Origin of the sequence: Streptomyces sp. NBC_01013, from assembly GCF_045162765.1 — a bacterium.
GTDB lineage: Bacteria > Actinomycetota > Actinomycetes > Streptomycetales > Streptomycetaceae > Streptomyces.
Genome location: NZ_CP108687.1, coordinates 2,818,311 through 2,840,660, shown reverse-complemented (window position 1 = coordinate 2,840,660; position 22,350 = coordinate 2,818,311). Strand labels below are relative to the sequence as shown.

General features: G+C 72.1%; 15 protein-coding genes. 10 read left to right on the top strand and 5 right to left on the bottom strand.

The features are described 5' to 3' along the window. Positions 1-59: 59 nt before the first annotated feature. From OG538_RS11910 to OG538_RS11900, 3 genes are all read right to left on the bottom strand, one after another. A complete protein-coding gene (locus OG538_RS11910) occupies positions 60-1,634 on the bottom strand; it encodes an alpha/beta hydrolase (RefSeq protein WP_406092818.1) in 1,575 nt (524 codons plus the stop codon). A 104-nt stretch (positions 1,635-1,738) separates the two neighbouring features. Continuing rightward, positions 1,739-3,325 (bottom strand): alpha/beta hydrolase, encoded by a 1,587-nt coding sequence (locus OG538_RS11905; RefSeq protein WP_406092816.1) that lies wholly within the window; start codon positions 3,323-3,325, stop codon positions 1,739-1,741. Between the two features lie 141 nt (positions 3,326-3,466). Continuing rightward, positions 3,467-6,187, bottom strand: coding sequence for a lysylphosphatidylglycerol synthase domain-containing protein (locus OG538_RS11900; RefSeq protein WP_406092814.1), 2,721 nt, complete (start codon positions 6,185-6,187; stop codon positions 3,467-3,469). A 221-nt stretch (positions 6,188-6,408) separates the two neighbouring features. On the opposite strand from OG538_RS11900, the gene OG538_RS11895 reads away from it, so the two are divergent. Together OG538_RS11895 and OG538_RS11890 are read left to right on the top strand one after the other, a co-directional pair. Then, entirely contained in the window at positions 6,409-6,801 is a 393-nt protein-coding gene (locus OG538_RS11895; RefSeq protein ID WP_406092812.1) for an MGMT family protein, read from the top strand. Positions 6,802-7,030: 229 nt separating this feature from the next. Then, on the top strand, positions 7,031-10,426 hold the full coding sequence (locus OG538_RS11890; RefSeq protein ID WP_406092810.1) for an ATP-dependent helicase: 3,396 nt from the start codon (positions 7,031-7,033) through the stop codon (positions 10,424-10,426). A 24-nt stretch (positions 10,427-10,450) separates the two neighbouring features. On the opposite strand, the gene OG538_RS11885 is transcribed toward OG538_RS11890, so the two are convergent. Beyond that, positions 10,451-11,377, bottom strand: coding sequence for an SAM-dependent methyltransferase (locus OG538_RS11885; RefSeq protein WP_406092808.1), 927 nt, complete (start codon positions 11,375-11,377; stop codon positions 10,451-10,453). A 203-nt stretch (positions 11,378-11,580) separates the two neighbouring features. Here OG538_RS11885 and OG538_RS11880 point away from each other — a divergent pair, with 203 nt between their 5' ends. From OG538_RS11880 to nudC, 3 genes are read left to right on the top strand one after another with little or no spacing between them, the layout of a single operon-like run. Further along, positions 11,581-14,988, top strand: coding sequence for a UvrD-helicase domain-containing protein (locus tag OG538_RS11880; protein WP_406092806.1), 3,408 nt, complete (start codon positions 11,581-11,583; stop codon positions 14,986-14,988). A 10-nt stretch (positions 14,989-14,998) separates the two neighbouring features. Next, positions 14,999-16,393, top strand: coding sequence for a dipeptidase (locus OG538_RS11875; RefSeq protein WP_406092804.1), 1,395 nt, complete (start codon positions 14,999-15,001; stop codon positions 16,391-16,393). A 44-nt stretch (positions 16,394-16,437) separates the two neighbouring features. Next, a complete protein-coding gene (gene nudC, locus OG538_RS11870; protein ID WP_406092802.1) occupies positions 16,438-17,382 on the top strand; it encodes an NAD(+) diphosphatase in 945 nt (314 codons plus the stop codon). A gap of 148 nt (positions 17,383-17,530) precedes the next feature. On the opposite strand, the gene OG538_RS11865 is transcribed toward nudC, so the two are convergent. Next, positions 17,531-17,773, bottom strand: coding sequence for a mycoredoxin (locus tag OG538_RS11865; RefSeq protein WP_279559893.1), 243 nt, complete (start codon positions 17,771-17,773; stop codon positions 17,531-17,533). A gap of 343 nt (positions 17,774-18,116) precedes the next feature. Between OG538_RS11865 and OG538_RS11860 the strand changes: the two genes are divergently transcribed. The 5 genes from OG538_RS11860 to OG538_RS11840 all read left to right on the top strand — a co-directional run bounded on the left by OG538_RS11860 (position 18,117) and on the right by OG538_RS11840 (position 22,211). After that, positions 18,117-20,306, top strand: coding sequence for an ATP-dependent DNA helicase UvrD2 (locus tag OG538_RS11860; RefSeq protein ID WP_406092800.1), 2,190 nt, complete (start codon positions 18,117-18,119; stop codon positions 20,304-20,306). A gap of 165 nt (positions 20,307-20,471) precedes the next feature. Beyond that, positions 20,472-20,807, top strand: a complete 336-nt coding sequence (locus OG538_RS11855) for a hypothetical protein (protein WP_406092798.1) — start codon at positions 20,472-20,474, stop codon at positions 20,805-20,807. Positions 20,808-20,980: 173 nt separating this feature from the next. Then, positions 20,981-21,349 carry a WhiB family transcriptional regulator gene (locus tag OG538_RS11850; RefSeq protein WP_406092796.1) on the top strand — a complete coding sequence of 123 codons (369 nt, stop codon included), beginning with the start codon at positions 20,981-20,983 and terminating at the stop codon, positions 21,347-21,349. Between the two features lie 32 nt (positions 21,350-21,381). Beyond that, on the top strand, positions 21,382-21,705 hold the full coding sequence (locus OG538_RS11845; RefSeq protein WP_406100085.1) for a hypothetical protein: 324 nt from the start codon (positions 21,382-21,384) through the stop codon (positions 21,703-21,705). Between the two features lie 302 nt (positions 21,706-22,007). Continuing rightward, complete coding sequence (locus OG538_RS11840) at positions 22,008-22,211, top strand: hypothetical protein (RefSeq protein WP_406092794.1); 204 nt, start codon at positions 22,008-22,010, stop codon at positions 22,209-22,211. Positions 22,212-22,350: the final 139 nt, after the last annotated feature.

Below are 22,350 nucleotides of genomic sequence, written 5' to 3'. Positions count from 1 at the left end.
CATCGAAGGGGCCGGTCCGCATCATGCGGGCCGGCCCCTTCGGCGTGTGCGTGCCTCTGCTACGAGCAGGACTTGCCGTCCGCGGGGACCTTCCCGTCCAGGAAGTACGCGTCCACCGTCGTCGTGACGCAGCTGCTCACGCCATAGGCGCCGTGCCCCTCACCCTTGTTGGTGAGCAGCACGCCGACGCCCTTGCCCAGCTCGTCCGCCATCTTCCGTGCGCCCTCGTACGGTGTCGCCGGGTCGCCCGTCGTGCCCACGACCAGGATCGGGCCGGCGCCCGGAGCGCTCGCCTCCGGGGTGTCGTGCTCGCCCGCCACCGGCCAGTCGGAGCACCAGCCCGCGGTGTCCCAGGCCAGGAAGGGTCCGAAGACCGGCGACAGCTTCTTGAACTCGGGCAGCAGCGCCTTCGCCTCGGCCGCCGTGGACCTGGCCGTGGTGTCCGCACAGGAGATGGCCCGCTGCGAGTGGTTCTGGGTGTCGTAATGGCCGTTCTCGTCACGGCCGTTGTACGAGTCGGCGAGCTGCAGCAGCATGGAGCCGGTGCCGCTCTCCGCCTCGTCCAGGGCCTGGGTGAGCGTCGGCCAGCTGTCCTTGGAGTAGAGGGGCAGCACGATGCCGGTGATCGCCAGCGACTCGTTGAGCTCGCGTCGCGTACCGGTCGGCAGCGGGTCGGCGTCGATCCGCTTCAGCAGGGCCACGATGCGCCGCGTACCCGCCTTCGGGTCCTGGCCGCGGTCCTTGAGGTAGTTCTCCAGTGCCCGCTGGAAGCCGGTCGTCTGGTTGCGGGCGTGGCCGGTGGTGTCCGCGGTCGGGTCGACGACGGCGTCGAAGACGGTCCGCCCGACGTGCTTCGGGAAGAGGTGCGCGTAGGTGCCGCCCAGCTCGGTGCCGTACGACATACCGAAGTACGTCAGCTTCTTGTCGCCGAGCACTTCGCGGATCAGGTCCATGTCGCGAGCCGCGTTCGTCGTGCCGACGAACGGCAGGACCTTGCCGGAGCGGCGCTCGCAGCCGGCGCCGAAACCGGCGCCGTCCTTCATGAACGCGGCCTCCTCCGACGGCGTGTCCGGCGTCATGTCGACCGTCCGGTTGGAGCTGTCCTGCTCCTGGTCGGTGCGGCACCGCACCCCGGCACTCCGTGCGACCCCGCGTGGATCGAAACCCACCAGGTCGTAACGGGTGTTGAGCTTCCCGTACGATCCCGCGGCGCGCGGCAGTATGGACACCCCCGAGCCACCCGGTCCGCCGAAGTTGAAGAGCATCGAGCCGAGCCGCCGCTTCTTCTCCCGGCTCTCCTTGCGGATCAGCGCGATCCCGATCGTCTCGCCGTCCGGCTTCGCGTAGTCCAGCGGAACCTTGACCGTCGTACACCGCCAGGCCGAGCCCGGTGCGCTGCCGCCCTCGGGAGCCTTGCAGCTGTTCCAGTCCAGGCGCTGCGAGGTGAGGGAGGTGGGCAGGGGCTTCGCGCTCGGCTCGGCCGACGGGGCCGCGGACGGTGAGCCGGCCGGGGCCGTGGTGCCGTCCGCCCGCTCGCCCGGCTTGTCGTCGGAGCCGCCCCCGCAGCCCGCGAGCACCCCCGTCAGCAGTAGGCCGGCGGCGGCCAGCGCTCCGGCCCGTACGTAAGCGTCCACGTGTACGTCCCTCCCCGTTGTGCCTGCCCGTCCGGCAGTTCGCCCATGGTAGGCGGGTACGGGCGGCGCCCAGGGCCTGTCCGGCCCTGATCCGCCGGCAGGGCCTAGCCGCAGACCGTCCCCGCGGCCGGCACCTTGCCGTCCAGCAGATAGCCGCCCACCGCCTTCTGCACACAGGCGTTGCCGCTGTTGTACGCGCCGTGGCCCTCGCCCTTGTAGGTCATCTCCACGCCGACTTTCTCGCCCAGCGCCTGCGCCATCGCCTTCGCGCCCGCGTACGGGGTCGCCGGGTCACCCGTGTTGCCGATGACCAGGACGGGGGCCGCGCCCTCGGCGCTGACGTCCGGGGTGTTCCAGGCGCCCCTCACGGGCCAGCCGGTGCAGGCCATCAGGCCCCAGCCGAGGTAGTCGCCGAAGACCGGTGAGGCCTCACGGAACGTGGGGAGCTTCTCCTTGGTCCGGTCGAGGGTGAACCGCTCCTTGGAGTCTGCGCAGTTGATGGCGGTGTTGGCCGCGGCGGAGTTGTCGTAGTGGCCGTCCTCGGAGCGCCCGTTGAGGGAGTCGGCGAGGGCCAGGAGCAGTGCGCCGTTGCCGCCGTCGGCCTCGTCCACGCCCTGTTCCAGCAGGGGCCAGGTCTCCTTGGAGTAGAGCGCCGCCGCGATGCCGGTGGTGGCCTGCGTCTGGGTCAGCTTCCGGGAGCCGATGCCCGCGATGGGCTTCTTCTCCAGCCGGTCGAGGAGGCCGGACACCCCCTGCTCGACCTCGTCCGCGGTGGAACCGGGCAGCTTGCAGGCGTCGCCCCGCTCCACGCAGTCCTTGGCGAAGTTGTCCAGCGCGAGCTGAAAGCCCTCGGCCTGGCCGAGGGAGGACTGCTCGGCGTCCTCGGTCGGGTCCACCACCGCGTCGAGGACCGACCTGCCGACGCTCCGGGGGAACAAGTGCGCGTAGACGCCGCCCAGTTCGGTTCCGTACGAGATGCCGAAGTAGTAAAGCTTGTCGTCGCCGAGGACCTGGCGCATCAGGTCCATGTCGCGGGCGGCGTTCGTCGTCCCCACGAAGGGGAGCTCCTTGCCCGAGTTCTTCTCGCAGGCCGCCGCGTACGTCTTGGTGTCCTCGGTGAACGCCTTCTCCTCCGCCGCGTCGTCGGGCGTCCCGTCGCTCTCGTACCGGGCGTCCAGCTGTGCGTCGTCCTCGCACTCCACGCCCGCGCTGCGGCCGACTCCGCGCGGGTCGAAGCTCACCAGGTCGTACCGGGTGCGGAGCTTGTCGTACTCCGTGCCGAACGCGGGCAGGGTCGCGACGCCGGAGGCGCCGGGCCCGCCGAAGTTGAAGATGAGCGAACCGATCCGCCGCTTCTCGTCCTTCGCCTTCGCGCGGACGAGCGCCAGCTCGATGGTGTCGCCCTCCGGGTCCGCGTAGTCGAGCGGGACATTCATGAACGAACACTCCCAGACGGCCCCGCCGGGCAGCGGGGACGGGGAGGCTCCGCCGCCCTGCGCCTGGGAGGGGGCCGGGCACGGCGTCCACTTCAGCTGCTGGGAGGTGAGGCCGGCGGGGGTGGTGGCCGCGGCGGCCACGGCCGCCTGCGGCGAGCTCTCCTCGTCGCCCCCGTGCGAACAGCCGGTGAGCGGAAGCAGCACGGTCACGGTGGCGGCGAGGGCCGCGGCGCGCAGGGCAGGGGAGGTCCTCATCGCTCCATCGTGCGGCGGCGCCCCCGGGGGTGCACGGGGCGCCGGTCCAAGCGGGTGGACGACGCGCCGGACGGGACTTCGCGGGCGGCTCTCACGATCTCACCCGCGACGGTCAGTGGTGTCCACTCGCGGGTGAGGCCGTCAGAGCTCGCCCTTGCGCGTCAGATGGTTGAAGGCGAGCCAGCCGGGAAGCACCGGCAGCCACAGTGTCATCAACCGGAACAGCAGCACCGCAGGTGCCGCGACCTCCTTCGGCAGACCGACCGCGATGAGACCGAGGGTCAGCGCGCCCTCGACCGCGCCCATGCCGCCCGGCGTCGGCGCCGCCGACCCGAGCGCGTTGCCGGCGAGGAAGACCACCGCGATGCTCGCGTAACTGAGGTGCGGTGTGTCCGGGCCGCTGAACGCCCGGACCGATGCGTCCAGGCACATCACGAACAGGCCGGTCAGCAGCAACATCCCGCCGATGCCGGTGAGCAGCTTCTGCGGCCGCTGCACCACGTCGAGCATGCGCGGTACGACCCCGGCGAACAGCGATCGCACCCGGGTCACGACGAACTTCCGCAGGAACGGGATCGCCGTCACGACCAGCACCAGCACAGCGACCGTCAGCAGCCCCGCGATCACGGTCCTGGACGGGGTGAGTGAGGAGGGCGTCTTCTCCGTACCGGTCAGATAGCCGAACGCGGCGAGCAGCAGGATGTGGCACCCCAGCCCGAACAGCTGCGAGGCGCCGACACTCGCGACCGAGAGCCCCGGGCGCACGCCGGACCGCTGCAGGAAACGGGTGTTCAGTGCGACGCCGCCCACCGCCGCCGGGGCCACGATCTTCACGAACGAGCCGGCGACCTGCGCCAGCACCGTCTTGCCGAACGACACCCGTTCGGGCACGAAGCCCAGCAGGCTCATCGCGGCAGCGATGTAGCTGAGTGCCGAGAAACCGAGCGCGGCCGCCACCCAGCCCCACTCCGCCTGCTCGACCACCGCACCGAAGTCGGCCTCGGTGACCTGCGAGATCAGGAAGTACGCGGCGATGGCACCGGCGATGAAGCTGAACAGAGTGCGCGGCTTGATGCGCTCCAGACGGACCGGCTCGACCGGGGCCTGCGGCCTGATCAGCAGCACCTCCTGGCGGATCCGGGAGAGCAGATCCACCTCGCGGGCCCCGTCCAGCGCATCGTCCATGGCACGCTTCTCGGCCTGCTTCTCGATGCGCTGCGACTTACGGCCGGACTTGCGGCCGGCGTCGTCGGCAGCCTCCGAGCGGGCTCGCTTCGCCGCGTCCGACGCGTCCAGCACGGCCTCGCGCTCGCGCTGAGACCGCTCCCGGGCGAGCCGGCGCAGGTGGGCGCGGGTGGAGCGGCTGAGCGCGATCGGCTGGAGCAGCGGCAGACAGTCCGCGACGGCATCCGGGCCGAGCACCGCCAGCGCGGAGGCGACCGCCCGCTCGGCACCCACCCGCAGACCCGTGGTCGTGAGCAGTTGAGCTACGTCCATCCGCAGGACCAGGTCGCCGGCCGCGATCTCACCGCCGCGCAGATCCGTGACGAACACCTTGCCGGAACCGTCCACCAGGATGGCGTCACCGGTCAGCCTGCGGTGCGCGATCCGCCGCGACTGCAGTGCCTGGACCTGACGCCAGGCGCCCCGCACCAGGTCGTCGGTGATCTCGGAGTCCTCCAGCGCGTCCAGCGAGTGCCCGCCGATGTGCTCGTACACGAGCATCACGGCGTCGGGGCCGAGTTCGGACGTGGCGATCAGCTTGGGCGCGTTGGCGCCGGCGGCGATCGCCGCGTACGCGAGCAGTGCCTCCTGCTCCAGCGCCTGGCGCAGCGACTGGATGGAGCGCCGCTGGGTGATGCCGCGCAGCGTGAGCCTGCGCCAGACCCGGTAGAAGAAGCCCTGCGCCTGCTGTTCGCGGTCCACGACCGTCACATCGAGGGGTGGGCCGTCCTCCAGGGAGACCACGTAGCGGCGTCCGCGGTCGCTCTGGTCACCCGAGTCGGGCGTGTCCTCGGCCCGCATGGCGGTGACGGGCCGGAAGCCGACGTGGCGCAGACCGGCCATCAGGTGCTGCCCGGTCGGCCGGACGTTCGGCGAGCCGACCGCGTACAGAGTCCCGTACGCGACCGTCCAGCCGATCAGCACCGTGAGGATGATCGAGAGCGGGGTCGTGTACCCGCCCACCAGCATGGTGAAGGCGTCGAGCAGCAGCACCACCCACAGCACGACCCGCCAGCGCGGCCGTCTCGCCATGCCGACGGCCGTCATATAGGCGATCACGGGGGCGAGATAGCCGTGCACGGGGTCGGTGAGCGCGTCACCGGGCTGCGGCTGGGTCAGGGCGTCCTGAATGGTGCCGGAGGCGGAATTGGACACCCAGAGATCCGTGGCAAGCGTCACCCCGTGCGCGAGCACGGCGGCCAGGACACCGTCGGCGATCCGCAGCCCGTCGCGTTTGATCAGCCGCTCGATGGCGAAGGCCACCGGGACGAGCAGCACGGCGATGCTGGAGACGAGACCGGCGAGCTTGATGAGCAGATCGGGCGCCTGGCCGGTGCCCTTGTTGATGTCCTGTTCGAGGCCGGCCGTCGTGCCGTGGGCGAATGCGGCGACGGCGAACAGCACGACGACCGCCAGCACCCCGACGAGGAGCCGCAGGAGATCGGAGGGGCGGTGCACCCGGGCGGGGAGCAGGGGCTCGTCCCCCGAGACGCGGTCGGAGAGTGCCGGTTCGGAGGTCGAGAGGGTCGAGCCGGTCGGGTGGTCCGAGGGCGTCCGCGGGTCCGAGCCCGGCTCCTGGCCGCTCTCCCCGGGACGCGGCTCGGCATCAGAGGCGTCGGCCGCCTTCGGTGGCTGCACGCCCTGCTCCTTCGTCGCCTCTGATTGGTCTTCGTCTTCTCGTATCACCGGTCACCGCCCGCATGATGGTGGCACGGCCGACGGGCGAAGGGGGGCATCAGGGTGCGATGCGAGGGCGCGCGATGCGCAAGATACGCCCCCCTCGCCTTCCGTGCACACCCCGTGTCCGCCCGGACACGGAGCGGGCCGGACTGTCGGTGGCGTACGGCAGGATGGACCGGATGAGCGAACACCCGACGAGCGACGCGTTGCCGGAGTACGCGGAGCGCGTGCTCGATGTCGCCGAACTGATCCCGCCCGGCCGCGTCATGACCTACGGCGACATCGCGGAGTGGCTGGGGGACGGCGGGCCGCGCCAGGTCGGCCGGGCCATGGCGCTGTACGGGGGAGCGGTCCCCTGGTGGCGTGTGGTGCGCGCGGACGGTGCGCTGCTGCCCGGTCACGAGCTGCGTGCGCTGGATCACTACCGCGAGGAGAACACCCCGCTGCGCGAGGCATCGCGGTCCGCGGAGGGCCATGTACCGCGCCTGGACATGCGGCGTGCGCGGTGGGACGGCGTGGCGGACGGCGGTCCGGGCCCTGAGGGGGACGACGGCGGGGGAGCTCACACCTGACAGCTTCGGCCATCCGGCGGCACATCGGGCGGAGCCGGGCCCGTGCGACGTACAGGAAGCGTGGTGCGGGGGCCTCGCCCGCCCCTTCCGCCCGGCGGAACGTGACGATCCCCGCACCCGTCCCGCCCCGATCGGGGGTCCCGCCGGAGTAGCGTCGTCAGTTCGCGGCACGCGCCGCGCCCTCTCCCGCAGCACCCCCAGCACACCCACCAGGACCGGCGATCCCAACGTGAGCTCCTCCTCCACCACCCGGAACAGTCCGCACCGGCAGGCACGGCGTCGGACCGCGGGCGCGTACCGGCTGGTGCGTACCCTGCCGGGCTCCGTTGATCCCCCTCTCCTGGACGCGGCGCAGCGGGCGGTGGTTGACCACGCCGGCGGACCGCTGCTCGTGCTCGCGGGACCCGGGACGGGAAAGACCACCACGCTCGTCGAAGCGGTCGCCGCCCGTGTCGCCCGCGGCGCCGACCCGGCCCGCATGCTGATCCTCACCTTCAGCCGCAAGGCCGCCGTCGAGCTGCGCGACCGGATGGCCGCCCGGCTCGGAGCCGTCCGCGGACCACAGGCCACCACGTTCCACTCCTTCTGTTACGCCCTGGTGCGCGCCCATCAGGACGCCGATCTCTTCGCGGACCCGCTGCGGCTGCTGTCCGGGCCGGAACAGGACGTCACGGTCCGCGATCTGCTGGCCGGCCAGCTCGACCTGGAGAAGGAGGGCCATGCCCACATCCGCTGGCCCGACGAGCTGCGGGCCTGCCTGACCACGCGCGGCTTCGCCGACGAGGTGCGCGCCGTGCTTGCCCGCAGCCGTGAGCTGGGCCTCGGTCCGGACGCCCTGGCCGACTTCGCCCGGCGCACCGGCCGGCCCGACTGGGGCGCGGCCGCGGCGTTCCTCGCCGAGTATCTCGACGTCCTCGACGCCCAGGGGGTGCTGGACTACGCGGAACTGGTCCACCGAGCCGTGCTGCTCGCGGAGCGCCCCGAGGTGGCGGGCCCGCTGGCAGGTAGTTACGACACCGTGTTCGTCGACGAGTACCAGGACACCGACCCGGCTCAGGTGCGGCTGCTGCACGCGCTGGCCGGGAACGGGGGGAGCACCCCGGGCGGCGGCGGAGGCCGGAACCTGATCGCGTTCGGCGACCCGGACCAGTCGATCTACGCCTTCCGCGGCGCCGATGTGAACGGCATCCTCGACTTCCCTGAGCTGTTCCGGCGCGCGGACGGCGACCCGGCCCCGGTCGGCGTCCTCACCACCTCCCGTCGCTCCGGCGACCAGCTGCTCGCCGCGACCCGGCTCCTCACCCGCCGGATGCCGCTCACCCGGCTGCCGTCGGCGAAGGTGCGCGCCCACCGGGAGCTCGGCGCGGTCCGCGAGGGCGGGAGTGTCGAGACGTACACCTACCCGACCGCGTCCACCGAGCTCGACAACATCGCCGACCTGCTGCGCCGGGCCCATCTGGAGGACGGGGTGCCGTGGCACGAGATGGCGGTCCTGGTCCGGGCCGGCGGGCGCACCATCCCCTCCGTGCGCAGGGCCCTGACCTCGGCGGGCGTGCCGCTGGAGGTCGACGGCGACGACCTGCCCCTGCGCCACGAACCGGCGGTGGCCCCGCTGCTCACGGCCCTGCGCACGGTGGCCGCTGCGGCGCTCCGCCGGGGGGCGGATGCGGATGCGGACGTGGCCGCGGATGTGAAGGCGGACGCGGCGGCGGACGCGGATACGGATGTGGCTGCGGACGCGGGACCGGCCCCCTGGCTCGACACCGAGACAGCGCTCACCCTCCTGACCTCCCCCCTCGGGTCCATGGACACGGCCGACCTGCGCCGGCTCGGCCGGGCCCTGCGCGACGAGGAGCGCGCCGCCGGTAACCGGGTGCCCGCGCCGTCCGGCGAACTGCTCGCCCGTGCGCTCGCCGAACCGGAGCGGCTGGTGGCGCACGACCCGGCGTACGCCCGCGGCGCCCAGCGCCTCGGCGCGCTGCTGCGCACGGCGCGTGAGCTCCTCGAAGCCGGCGGCACCGCCGAGGAGGCGCTGTGGGCGCTGTGGTCCGGCACCCCCTGGCCCGCGAGGCTGGAGCGCGCCGCTTTGCGCGGGGGCGCGGGCGGGCGCAACGCCGACCGCGACCTCGACGCGGTCTGCGCCCTCTTCGACACCGCGGCCCGTGCGGAGGAGCGCACCGGCGGCCGCGGCGCGCTGAACTTCCTGGAGGAGGTCGACGCCCAGGACATCGCCGCCGACACGCTCTCCCGGCGCTCCGTGCGGCCCGAGGCCGTACGGCTGATGACCGCCCACCGTTCCAAGGGCCTGGAGTGGCGCCTGGTCGTCGTCGCCGGAGTGCAGGAGGGCCTCTGGCCCGACCTGCGCCGACGCGGCTCACTGCTCGAAGCGGACCGGATCGGGCGCGACGGCCTCGCCGAACCGCTCACGCCCGGCGCCCTCCTCGCCGAGGAGCGCCGGCTCTTCTACGTGGCGGCGACCCGCGCCCGCGAGCGCCTGATCGTCACCGCGGTCAAGGCCCCCGCCGACGACGGCGACCAGCCGTCCCGCTTCCTCACCGAACTCGGCGTCGAACCCCGCGACATCACCGGCCGCCCGCGCCGTCCCCTCGCCGTCGCCGCCCTCGTCGCCGAACTGCGCGCCACCACCGTCGACCCCGACGCCTCGGACGCGCTGCGCCAGGAGGCCGCCCATCGCCTCGCCCGCCTCGCGTCCCTCAGCGACGACGAGGGACAGCCGCTCGTGCCGTCGGCCCACCCCTACCGGTGGTGGGGCCTGTACGAACCGACCCGCTCGGCCGTCCCGCTGCGCGACCGGGACCAGCCCGTCGCCCTGTCCGGCAGCGCGCTCGACCAGCTCGCGAACACCTGCGCGCTCCAGTGGTTCCTCGGCCGCGAGGTGAAGGCCGACGCCCCGGCGACCGCGGCCCAGGGCTTCGGCAACGTCGTCCACGTCCTCGCCGACGAGGTGGCCTCCGGCCGGACGCCCGCCGATCTGGCCGTCCTGATGGAGCGGCTCGACTCGGTCTGGGACGGGCTGGCCTTCGACGCGCCCTGGAAGTCGCAGCAGGAGAAGCAGCAGGCCCGCATCGCCCTCGAACGGTTCCTGCGCTGGCACGTCATGGACCGCACCGGCCGCACGCCGGCCGCCAGCGAGCACGACTTCGACGTGACGCTGGAGGCGGGCGAGTACGAAGTGCGCATCCGCGGCTCCATGGACCGCGTCGAACGCGACGCCGACGGCCGGGCCTACGTCGTCGACTTCAAGACCGGCAAGCAGTCCCCGACGAAGGACGAGGTCGCCCGCCACCCCCAGCTCGCCGTCTACCAGCTCGCGGTCCGGGAAGGCGCGGTCGACGAGGTCTTCGACGGCACGCGCCCCGAGTCCGGGGGCGCCGAACTCGTCCAGCTGCGCCAGCCCGCCCCCAAGAAGGAGGGCGGCGACGCCGTCCCCAAAGTGCAGTCCCAGCAGCCGCCGGAGACCGAGTGGGTCTCCGACCTGCTGGCGACCGCGGCCGGCAAGGTCCTGGACGAACGGTTCACCCCCTCGACCGGCCAGCACTGCACCCACTGCACCTTCAAGGCCTCGTGCAGCGCGCAGCCCGAGGGGCGGCACGTCCTGGAGTGAGCCGGGACCGGCCCGCCGGGGCTGTCAGGGCTTGCGGGCCATCACCCCGTACACACTGACGTCGGCGTCGGTGACGTCGTTGATCCCCCGGTAGCGCGTCCGGTCCAGCTCGTCCAGCCCCGCCACGAACTCGGCATCCGGATTCCGGGACTCGGGCAGGTCGACGACCTGCTCGGGCCGCCAGCGGTGCACCGCCACGGTGCCGGGGTCGAGCATCTCCAGACCGTTGTCCGTCACGAATCGCCCGACCTGCGCGTGCGAGCGGCGGACCATCGCGAAGCCGCGCTCCTTGAACGCCTTCGTCACCTGGCCCACCTGCTCGGTGTTGAGGTCCGAGCTGACGTTGCTCAGCACGAGGTAGCTGCCGGGCGCCAGCGCGTCGAGGAGCTGCCTCACGATGGGGTAGGCCTCCTCGTCCTCGATGAAGTGGAGGACGGCGGCGAGGACCAGGGCCACGGGCCGGTCGAGGTCGAGGGTGCGGCGGGCCGCTTCGAGGATCTTGGCGGGGTCGCGCAGGTCCGCCTCGATGTAGTCGGTGCGACCCTCGGGTCCGCTCGTGAGCAGTGCTTGCGCGTGGACGAGGACGACCGGGTCGTTGTCGACGTACACCACGCGCGCGTCCGGGGCGATCGCCTGGACTGTCTCGTGCACGTTCTGCTGCGTCGGCAGCCCGGTCCCGACATCCAGGAACTGCCGGATGCCTTCCTTCGCGGCGAGCGTGACCGCCCGCCGCACGAAGTCCCGGTTGTGCCGCACCGTGAGGTACCCGCGCGGATTGGCGGCCAGCGCCATGGCCGCGGCCTCGCGGTCGGCAGGGTAGTTGTCTTTGCCGCCGAGGAAGACGTCGTACACCCGCGCCGGGTGTGCCTTCGTCGTGTCGATGCGCTTCCTGAGCTCCTCGGTGGCGTCCAGGGCGGCCGTGGAGTCGGGGGCGGGTGTGTCGGAGCTCATGAGGCCGTCCCTTATAAGGAGGTTGATGCGTTCAGAGCCGCTCATTGGTGATCAACAGCGATCGGTGGTGCTCGCCTTCAACCTAGAGCCTTTCGTTGGCTCGGACCGGGCCTCCGCGAGCCGCTCCCTTGCCGTTCCGGGACTCTCGTGCGGATCGCGCCGGGCTTCGTGGGTTGTCGGTCCCTCCGGTTAGCCTCTGTGGAGTGGCCTCACGTATCACCGATCCCGAGCAGCTCAAGGAGCTTCTCGGGATCCCCTTCACCCCGGAGCAGACGGCGTGCATCATCGCGCCGCCCGCCCCGCAGGTGATCGTCGCCGGAGCCGGGTCGGGAAAGACCACGGTGATGGCGGCCCGCGTCGTGTGGCTGGTCGGGACCGGTCAGGTCGCTCCTGAACAGGTCCTGGGACTCACCTTCACCAACAAGGCGGCCGGCGAGCTCGCCGAGCGAGTCCGCAAGGCCCTGATCGCTGCCGGGGTCACCGACCCGGACGTCATCGACCCGGACAACCCCCCGGGCGAACCCGGCATCTCCACGTACCACGCCTTCGCCGGCCGGCTCCTCACCGAACACGGGCTGCGCATCGGACTCGAACCCACCACCCGGCTCCTCGCCGACGCCACCCGCTACCAGCTCGCCGCCCGCGTGCTGCGCGAGGCTCCCGGTCCCTACCCGGCCCTGACCAGGTCCTTCCCCACCCTGGTCAGCGACCTGCTGGCCCTCGACGCCGAGCTCGCCGAACACCTCGTACGGCCCGAACAGCTCACGGAGTACGACAGCGAACTGCTCCGCACCCTGGAGACCGCCAAGCTCAGCAACGCGGAACTGCGCAAGATCCCCGAAGCCGCCGAGGCCCGCCGCGAGCTGCTCTCGCTGACCCGGCGCTACCGGGAGGCGAAGCGCAGCCGCGACCTCCTCGACTTCGGCGACCAGATCGCCCTCTCCGCCCAGCTCGCCCTCACCCGCCCCGAGGTCGGCGCGATCCTGCGCGAGGAGTACCGGGTCGTCCTGCTCGACGAGTACCAGGACACCTCCGTCGCCCAGCGCCTCCTGCTCTCCGCCCTCTTCGGCAGCGGCCCCGACGGCACCGCCTCCGGGCACGCCGTCACCGCCGTCGGTGACCCCTGCCAGGCCATCTACGGCTGGCGCGGCGCCTCCGTCGCCAACCTCGACGACTTCCCGAGCCACTTCCCGCACGCCGACGGCACCCCGGCCGCCCGCTACTCGCTCAGCGAGAACCGTCGCAGCGGCGGCCGCCTCCTCCACCTCGCCAACGGGCTCGCCGCCCCGCTGCGCGCCATGCACGCGGGCGTCGAGGCCCTGCGCCCCGCCCCGGGCGCCGAGCGCGACGGCCTGGTCCGCTGCGCCCTGCTGCGCACCCACGCCGAGGAGATCGACTGGCTCGCCGACTCGATCGCCCACCTCGTGCGCACGGGCAAGGCCCCCGGCGAGATCGCCGTCCTGTGCCGCACCGCCGGCGACTTCCCCGACATCCACGCCGCGCTCGTCGCCCGGGACATCCCGGTCGAGGTGGTCGGCCTCTCCGGGCTGCTCCACCTCCCCGAGGTCGCCGACCTCGTGGCCGTCTGCGAGGTCCTCCAGGACCCGGGGGCCAACGCCTCCCTCGTCCGGCTGCTCACCGGCCCTCGCTGGCGGATCGGCCCCCGCGACCTGGCCCTGCTCGGCCGCCGCGCCCGCCTCCTCGTCCACCGTGCGACCCACGGGGACGACGGCTTCGACCCCGACCGCCGCCTTGCCGAGGCCGTCGAGGGCATCGACCCGGCCGAAGTGATCTCCCTCGCGGACGCCCTGGACACCTTCCTCGACTCCGGGGGCGAACAGGACGACCGTCTTCCGTTCTCAGCCGAGGCCCGCATCCGCTTCGCCCGCCTCGCCACCGAGCTGCGCGACCTGCGCCGCTCGCTCTCCGACCCGCTGATGGACGTTCTGCACCGGGTCCTCGCCACCACCGGCCTGGAGGTCGAGCTCTCCGCCTCGCCCCAGACCCTGGCGGCCCGCCGCCGCGAGACCCTCGCCAACTTCCTCGACGTCGCCGCCCGGTTCGCCACCGTCGACGGGGAGACCACGCTGCTCGCCTTCCTCGGCTTCCTGCGCACCGCCGCGCAGTACGAGAAGGGCCTGGACAACGCGCTGCCCGGCGGCGAGAACACCGTCAAAGTCCTCACCGCCCACAAGTCCAAGGGCCTCGAATGGGACGTCGTCGCCGTGCCCGGCCTGGTCACCGGCCAGTTCCCCAGCGGCCAGTCACGCGACGCCTGGACCTCCCAGCCCCAGGTCCTCCCGCATGCCCTGCGCGGCGACACGGCCACGCTGCCCGTCCTGCACTCCTTCGACGCCAAGGGGCTCAAGGACTTCAAGGCGGAGATGAAGGAGCACCAGCACACCGAGGAGCTCCGCCTCGGCTATGTCACCTTCACCCGGCCCCGCACCCTGCTGCTCGGCTCCGGCCACTGGTGGGGGCCGAGCCAGAAGAAGCCGCGCGGCCCGTCGGCGTTCCTGCACACGCTGTACGAGCACTGCGCGGCCGGGTACGGCGAGATCGAGGAGTGGGCGGACGAGCCGGCCGAGGACGAGGAGAACCCCGCCCTCGGCGAAGCCACGGCCGACCACGCCTGGCCGCTGCCGCTGGACACCGCCGCGCTGGCCCTACGCAGGGCCGCCGCGGACACGGTGCTGGCCCACCTGGAGGCACTGGCCACGGCACCGCCGCCCCCCTCGGACGAGCCCCACGCCGACGCGGTCTTCCTGGACGAGGAGCTGTTCCCCGACGACGCGCCGTTCCCCGAGGACGACCCCTTCCTGGACGACGTCCCGTTCCCCGACGAGGACCCGGCCCCAGCCGCCCCGCACGTCCCCGCCGCCCGCGCCCCCGAGCATCTCCCCCCACGCCTCACCCCCGAGGAATCCCGCACCCTCGCCTCCTGGGACCGCGACCTCGACGCCCTCGCCGGGGAACTGCGCCGGGCGCGCGCCACCGTGCGCGACGTCCTCGTACCCGCCTCGCTCTCCGCCACCCAGCTGCTGCGCCTCGCCGACGACCCCGACGGCTTCGCCCAGGAGCTGGCCCGCCCCATGCCCCGCCCCCCGCAGCCCGCCGCCCGCCGGGGCACCCGCTTCCACGCCTGGGTCGAGTCGCGCTTCGAGGAGCTGCCGCTGCCCATGCTCGGCCCCGACGAGCTGCCCGGAGGCGACGAGAGCGACGCCGACATCGCCGACGAGCGCGATCTCGCCGAGCTGAAGGAGGCCTTCGAGCGCACCCCGTACGCCCGCCGCACCCCCTACCGCGTCGAGACGCCGTTCCAGATCACCCTGGCCGGCCGGGTGATCCGGGGCCGTATCGACGCGGTGTACCGCACGGGGAACACCTACGAGATCGTCGACTGGAAGACCAGCCGCACCAACACCGCCGACCCACTCCAGCTCGCCGTCTACCGGCTGGCCTGGGCCGAACTGCACGGGTTGCCGCTCACCGACGTCACGGCCACCTTCCTCTTCGTGCGCAGCGGCGAGAGCGTCCGCCCCACGCGCCTCCCGGGCCGTCCCGAGCTGGAGCGCATCCTCCTGGACGAGCCACCTCCCACGGGCGGATAAGCTGAAGGTCATGAGCGACACCCCGGACAACGCCGTCCGTACGTACACCGAGCAGCACCGCGCCGCCTTCCTCGACGACCTCGCCGAGTGGCTGCGCATCCCGTCCGTATCCGCACAGCCGGAACACGACGGGGACGTACGGCGCAGCGCCGCCTGGCTGTCCGCCAAACTGAAGGAGACCGGCTTCCCGGTCACCGAGATCTGGGAGACGGCCGGCGCGCCCGCCGTCTTCGCCGAGTGGCCCTCCGACGACCCGGACGCCCCCACGGTCCTCGTGTACGGGCACCACGACGTGCAGCCCGCCGCCCGCGAGGACGGCTGGAACACCGACCCCTTCGAACCGGTGATCCGCGACGGCCGGATGTACGGGCGCGGCGCGGCCGACGACAAGGGGCAGGTGTTCTTCCACACCCTCGGCGTCCGGGCCCACCTCGCCACCACCGGCCGCTCCACCCCCGCCGTCCACCTCAAGCTCCTCGTCGAGGGCGAGGAGGAGTCCGGCTCCCCGCACTTCCGCGCCTTGGCCGAGCAGCGGGCCGACCGTCTCACCGCGGACGCCGTGATCGTCTCCGACACCGGCATGTGGGACGAGACGACCCCGACCGTCTGCACCGGCATGCGCGGCCTCGCCGAGTGCGAGATCGAACTGCGCGGACCGGAGCAGGACATCCACTCCGGATCGTTCGGCGGCGCCGTTCCCAACCCCGCGACGGAGATCGCCCGCCTCGTCGCCGCGCTCCACGACACCGACGGCCGGATCGCCGTCCCGGGCTTCTACGACGGCGTGGCCGATCTCACGGACACCGAACGCGCCCTCTTCGCCGAGCTGCCCTTCGACGAGGCCACCTGGCTGCGCACCGCCAGGTCCGGGGCAGCGTCCGGCGAGGCCGGCTACTCCACGCTGGAGCGGGTCTGGGCCCGCCCCACCGCCGAGGTCAACGGCATCGGCGGCGGCTACCAGGGCGCCGGCAGCAAGACCATCATCCCGTCCTCCGCCCTGGTCAAGATCAGTTTCCGCCTGGTCGCCGGCCAGGACCCGGATCACATCCAAAAGGCCGTCCAGGCCTGGGCCGAGGACCGTATCCCGGCCGGCATCCGCCACCGGATCACCTTCCTCCCGGCCACCCGCCCCTGCCTCACCCCCCTGGACCACCCCGCCCTGCAGGCCGTGGCCCGCGCCATGGGGCGAGCCTTCGGCCAGAAGATCCTCTTCACCCGCGAAGGGGGCTCGGGACCCGCCGCCGACCTGCAGGACGTGCTCGGCGCCCCCGTCCTCTTCCTGGGTATCTCCGTACCGTCCGACGGCTGGCACGCCCCCAACGAGAAGGTCGAACTCGACCTGCTGCTCAAGGGTGTGGAGACCACCGCCCACCTCTGGGGCGAACTGGCAGCCGCACTCCGCTGAATCCTCTGAACACCCGATCCATCCCGGGGGAGTAGGAAGCACCTGTGAGCACCTTCGACAACGCCACCACGGACCGTCCCATCGGTCTGACCGCGCCGAGCGGCATCGACCGCGCGGCGCACCACCGCCTCGACGAGGCCTGGCTGGCCGCCGCGTGGAGCCACCCGACGACCCGGGTCTTCGTCGTCTCCGGGGGGCAGGTGCTGATCGACGACACCGCCGACGGCACCGAACTCGTGATGACCCCCGCCTTCGAGGCGCCCGTCACCGAGACCCACCGCTACTTCCTCGGGACCGACGAGGACGGCGTCAGCTACTTCGCCCTCCAGAAGGACTCGCTGCCGGGCCGCATGGACCAGTCCGCCCGCCCGGCGGGCCTGCGCGAGGCGGGCCTGCTCCTCGGCGCCCGCGACGCCGGCCTGATGGTGCACGCGGTGGCCCTGGAGAACTGGCAGCGGCTGCACCGCTTCTGCTCGCGCTGCGGCGAACGCACGGTCATCGCGGCGGCCGGTCACATCCGTCGCTGCCAGGCCTGCGGCGCCGAGCACTACCCGCGCACCGACCCGGCGGTCATCATGCTCGTCACCGACGACCAGGACCGCGCCCTGCTGGGCCGCCAGGTCCACTGGCCCGAGGGCCGCTTCTCCACGCTGGCCGGTTTCGTCGAGCCGGGCGAGTCGATCGAGCAGTCCGTGGCACGCGAGGTGTTCGAGGAAGCGGGCATCACGGTCGGCGAGGTCGAGTACGTCGCCAGCCAGCCCTGGCCCTTCCCCTCCAGCCTGATGCTCGGCTTCATGGCACGGGCCACGACGTACGAGATCAACGTCGACGGCGAGGAGATCGAGGAGGCCCGCTGGTTCTCCCGCGAGGCCCTGACGGCCGCCTTCGAATCGGGCGAGATCCTGCCGCCGTTCGGCATCTCGATCGCGGCCCGCCTGATCGAGATCTGGTACGGCAAGCCCCTGCCGAAGCCGGTCCGGGCCGGCTGACGGACTGATCCGGCCGGGCCTCCGGGGCCGGCCGGGCCGACCCCCTGCCGGCCTCGCTGCCGACAGGTCCGTACACCAAACCGCCCGCCGCTTCCCGTCGGCAGAGACGGAAGACGGCGGGCGGTCGCAGCCGAGCGGCCGTGGGCGGTCAGGCGCCGACCTTCTGCTTCACCTGGGCCAGCGAGGGGTTCGTCAGCGTCGAGCCGTCCGGGAAGAGCACGGTCGGGACCGTCTGGTTCCCGCCATTCGCCTTCTCGACGAAGGCCGCCGACTCCGGGTCCTGCTCGATGTTGATCTCGGTGTACGCGATGCCCTCGCGGTCCATCTGGCCCTTGAGCCGACGGCAGTAGCCGCACCACGTGGTGCTGTACATCGTCACAGTGCCCGGCATGTCTTCGCGCTCCTCTGTCTCATCGGTCACGGCAGTCCCGTCACGTCCCGTCGCGGTCTCTTCCGTCACACTCCTCCGTCACACCGAGGTCTCACGGAGAAGCCGGGGCGTGCGTTGCCGCACGGAAGGGGAACGTACGCCACCTGGCCGCCATTCCCGTGCCCACGCCTGTATTGGCCGGACCATGCCTGTGCCGACCGCGGCGGTTCCCCTGCCGTCCGTGGCCGCGCCCGTATGGGCCGACGGTGATTGCCCCCCGCATCACCTCCGTATTAGTACGACAGATGCGCCCCCCTGTGGACAACTTCCGCGGCCGCCCCTCCCGACCTGGCAGCATGGCGGGGTGACATCAGCTACGCATTCCACCCTCTTCCCCCAGGTCCCCGACTCCGCCGACGCCGTCCTCGACGGGCTCGACCCCGAGCAGCGCGAGGTCGCCGAGGCCCTGCAGGGCCCGGTATGCGTGCTGGCAGGAGCCGGTACGGGCAAGACGCGGGCCATCACGCACCGCATCGCGTACGGGGTGCGTGCGGGGATACTCCAGCCGTCGAGCGTGCTCGCCGTCACGTTCACCAACCGCGCCGCCGGCGAGATGCGGGGGCGCCTGCGTCAGCTCGGCGCGGGCGGGGTGCAGGCGCGGACCTTCCACTCCGCGGCGCTGCGTCAGCTCCAGTACTTCTGGCCGAAAGCAGTCGGTGGTGATCTGCCGCGCCTGGTGGAGCGCAAGGTCCAGCTGGTCGCCGAGGCGGCGGCCCGCTGCCGCATCCGGCTCGACCGCAACGAGCTGCGTGACGTCACGAGCGAGATCGAGTGGGCCAAGGTCACCCAGACCGTGCCCGCCGACTATCCGGCGGTGGTGGCCAAGTCCCAGCGGGACGCCCCGCGCGATCCCGCCGAGATCTCCCAGGTCTACGCGATGTACGAGCAGCTGAAGCGCGACCGCACGGTGATCGACTTCGAGGACGTTCTGCTCCTCACGGTCGGCATTCTGCAGGACCGCCACGACATCGCCGACCACGTCCGCCGTCAGTACCAGCACTTCGTGGTCGACGAGTACCAGGACGTCAGCCCGCTCCAGCAGCGGCTCCTCGACCTCTGGCTCGGCGACCGCGACAACCTCTGCGTCGTCGGCGACGCCAGTCAGACGATCTACTCCTTCACCGGAGCCACCCCCGATCACCTGCTCAACTTCCGCACCCGCCACCCCCGGGCCACCGTGGTCAAGCTCGTCCGGGACTACCGCTCCACGCCCCAGGTCGTTCATCTGGCCAACGGTCTGCTCTCCCAGGCCCGGGGCCGGGCGGCCGAGCACCGGCTCGAACTGGTCTCGCAGCGCGAGTCCGGCCCCGAGCCCGCCTACCTGGAGTACGCGGACGAGCCCGCCGAGGCGGAGGGCACCGCCCGGCGTATCCGGGATCTGATCACCGCCGGCGTCCCGGCGGGTGAGATCGCCGTGCTCTACCGGGTCAACTCCCAGTCAGAGGTCTACGAGCAGGCCCTCGCCGACGCGGGGGTGCCGTACCAGCTCAGGGGCGCCGAGCGGTTCTTCGATCGTCCGGAGGTGCGGGAGGCGGGCGTCGCCCTGCGCGGGGCGGCCCGCGCGGGCGGCAACGACTCCCTCCTGGACGATGCGGAGGGGCTGCCCTCCGAAGTGCGGGCGGTGCTCTCCACCAAGGGCTGGAGCACCGAGCCGCCCGCCGGATCAGGCGCGGTGCGCGACCGGTGGGAGTCCCTGGCCGCCATCGTCAGGCTGGCCGAGGACTTCGAGCGGGCCAGGCCGGGTGCGACCCTCTCCGACCTGGTCGCCGAGCTGGACGAGCGGGCGGCGGCACAGCACGCCCCCACGGTCCAGGGCGTCACCCTGGCCTCGCTCCACTCCGCGAAGGGCCTGGAGTGGGACGCCGTGTTCCTGGTCGGGCTGACCGAGGGCATGATGCCGATCACCTACGCCAAGACGGACGAGCAGATCGAGGAGGAGCGCCGACTGCTCTACGTCGGTGTCACTCGGGCCCGCTTCCATCTCTTTTTGTCGTGGTCGCTGGCGCGCTCACCCGGTGGCCGGGCGGGCCGTCGCCCGAGCCGGTTCCTGAACGGGATGCGCCCAGGCTCGGCGGCGCCCGGCGGGCGGGCTACCGCAGGCGGCAGCGGCGGGATCGAGCGTCCGGCCGCGGCCCGGCGCAAGCGGCGCGGGCCCGCCCTGTGCCGGGTCTGCGGCAAGACCCTGACCGACGCCGGCGAGATGAAGCTGATGCGCTGCGACGACTGCCCGTCGGACATGGACGAGGCGCTGTACGGGCGGCTGCGTGACTGGCGCTCGGCGCGGGCGCAGGAGATCGGGCAGCCCGCCTACTGCGTGTTCACCGACAAGACGCTGATGGCCATCGCCGAGGCGGTGCCCGGCACCGAGGGCGAGCTGGCCGGGATCGCAGGGGTCGGCGCGCGGAAGTTGGGCCGGTTCGGCGCTGCCGTGCTGGACATCTGCGCAGGTGGGGACGGGGCCGAGGGGGCTCCGGGAGCCGACGAGGAGATGTGAGAAAAACTCGTCGCAAAAATAGTTTGCGCCCGCCCCAGTCATCACCATAGGTTCTTAACCACGGGAACAGCGACTTCTCTGAAGCTCTGACCCTGTGCTGTACTTATCCGAATACGTAGGACCGGCCCGCCCGGTCCCCAGAGACGCCGAGAGGAGGCGATTGAAGTGATCAGCATCATCAAGACCAACAAAATGACCGATCTCTCGGTCGTCTCCGCCTGCTCGCTCGGCCTCACCCGCTCTTCGGCTTCTTCGCTTCGTGGCACCGGTATGTCCGGCATCTCCGCCGTCAGCCCGCTGTCCCTGGCAAGCCTTCCCGTGCGGGAGCGCAATGAGCGACCGACCCAGGCACCGGCAGCAGCAGTAGCGAAGGGACAGGCCCAGGCCTATGCCTTTGCGGCCGTCGGTGCGGGAGCGGAAGCCGGAGCCGAGAAGCAGACGACGCACCACCACACGATGTGGGCCTTCCGTGGGCCTGAACCCTGGAGTGATCCAGCCTGATCGACGATCAGGCCGGCGCCTTCAGGGCCGCGGAACCCCACTCGGGATCCGCGGCCCTTTTGTTTTGTCCAAACGGACGAGACAGCGCGAAGGAGCCTCGGGACAAGCAAGACCTGGTACCAGCCGCCCCCCGGCCAACAGGCCGGAAACGACCAGACGAGGACACCACCACCGTGCAACTCGAAGCGCACGCCCCGTCAGTACCGCCTTCCGAAACGATCTCCCCGCCCGGCCTCACGGAGGACTCCACCTTGATCCCCCTCACTGCGCTCACCGCGCTCGACGACGCCATCGAGAACCTCGGCGTGCCCGTTCCCTGCCGCGCCTATGACCCCGAGGTCTTCTTCGCCGAGTCGCCTGCCGACGTCGAGTACGCCAAGTCCCTCTGCCGCACCTGCCCGCTCGTCGAGGCCTGCCTCGCCGGCGCCAAGGAGCGCCGCGAGCCGTGGGGTGTCTGGGGTGGCGAGCTCTTCATCCAGGGTGTCGTCGTCGCTCGCAAGCGGCCGCGTGGCCGTCCGCGCAAGAACCCGGTCGCGGCGTGACCGCCGACCTGGGGGCCATGGCCCCCAAGCCCATGAACCGCATCGGAACCATCGACCGTCCCCTGACCCACGATCCCCGAAACCAGGCACCAATGACCATCCCCACGAGGGAGCCCGTCGGCTCCGCGACACCGAACGTCACCATCATCGGCGCGAACGACTCGCGTCAGAACAGGACCCGTGAGATGCAACTCATCCCAGAAGCCCTGGCTCGTGCGCATATGCACGACCGCCTGCGGGAAGCCGACGCGGAACGTCAGGCCGTGCGCCTGATCAACGCGCGGCGGATGCAGCGCCGCGCCGAGCGCGCCTCGATGCGCGCCCGCCGTGCGCTGGCCATGGCGGTCATGCACTGAACCCAGCAGGACCGCACGCCGGCACCATCCGCCGCGGGGCAGCCGCTCTCTGCTCCCCGGTAGGAAGGACCCACCCCAGTACCCACAGCAGGACCCCTACCGCGGGGCCGGTCCACTCGGACCGGCCCCGCGGTCGTGTCCGGGCTCTCGTTCTCTATGGGTGTGCGTTCCTGCCTGTGTTCCTGTCCGCTTTCCTGTCTGCGTTCCGGCCCGTGGTCGAGCGGTGGGCGGGCCGTGTGACGGGCTCCGGTGCTGCGGTGCCGCGCCGTGCCGGAAAGCGCCGACGGAGTTATCGTCACGACGTGGACGAACAGACCCCTCGCCCCGGAGCGGGCGGCACCAAGGACGTCGTATGCGCACTGTGCGGTACCCGCGCCGGGAGCGAGAACGCACCGCCGACCTGGCTCTGTTCCGTGGAGAACGGCAGTCGCCGCTACTTCTGCGACGACTGTGCCCGCACCCACATCAGGGCCATTGAGGGCCGCCTCGATTCCGCGTGGTGGTGACGGGCAGGGCCACCCCCTGCCGCGCCCGGCCGGGGCACGTGACCACCCGGCCGGGGCACGTGACCACCCGGCCGGTCGGCAACCGCCCGACCATTACGTACGCGCCGACCGGTCCGAAACCACCCGGCCGTTCCGTAAC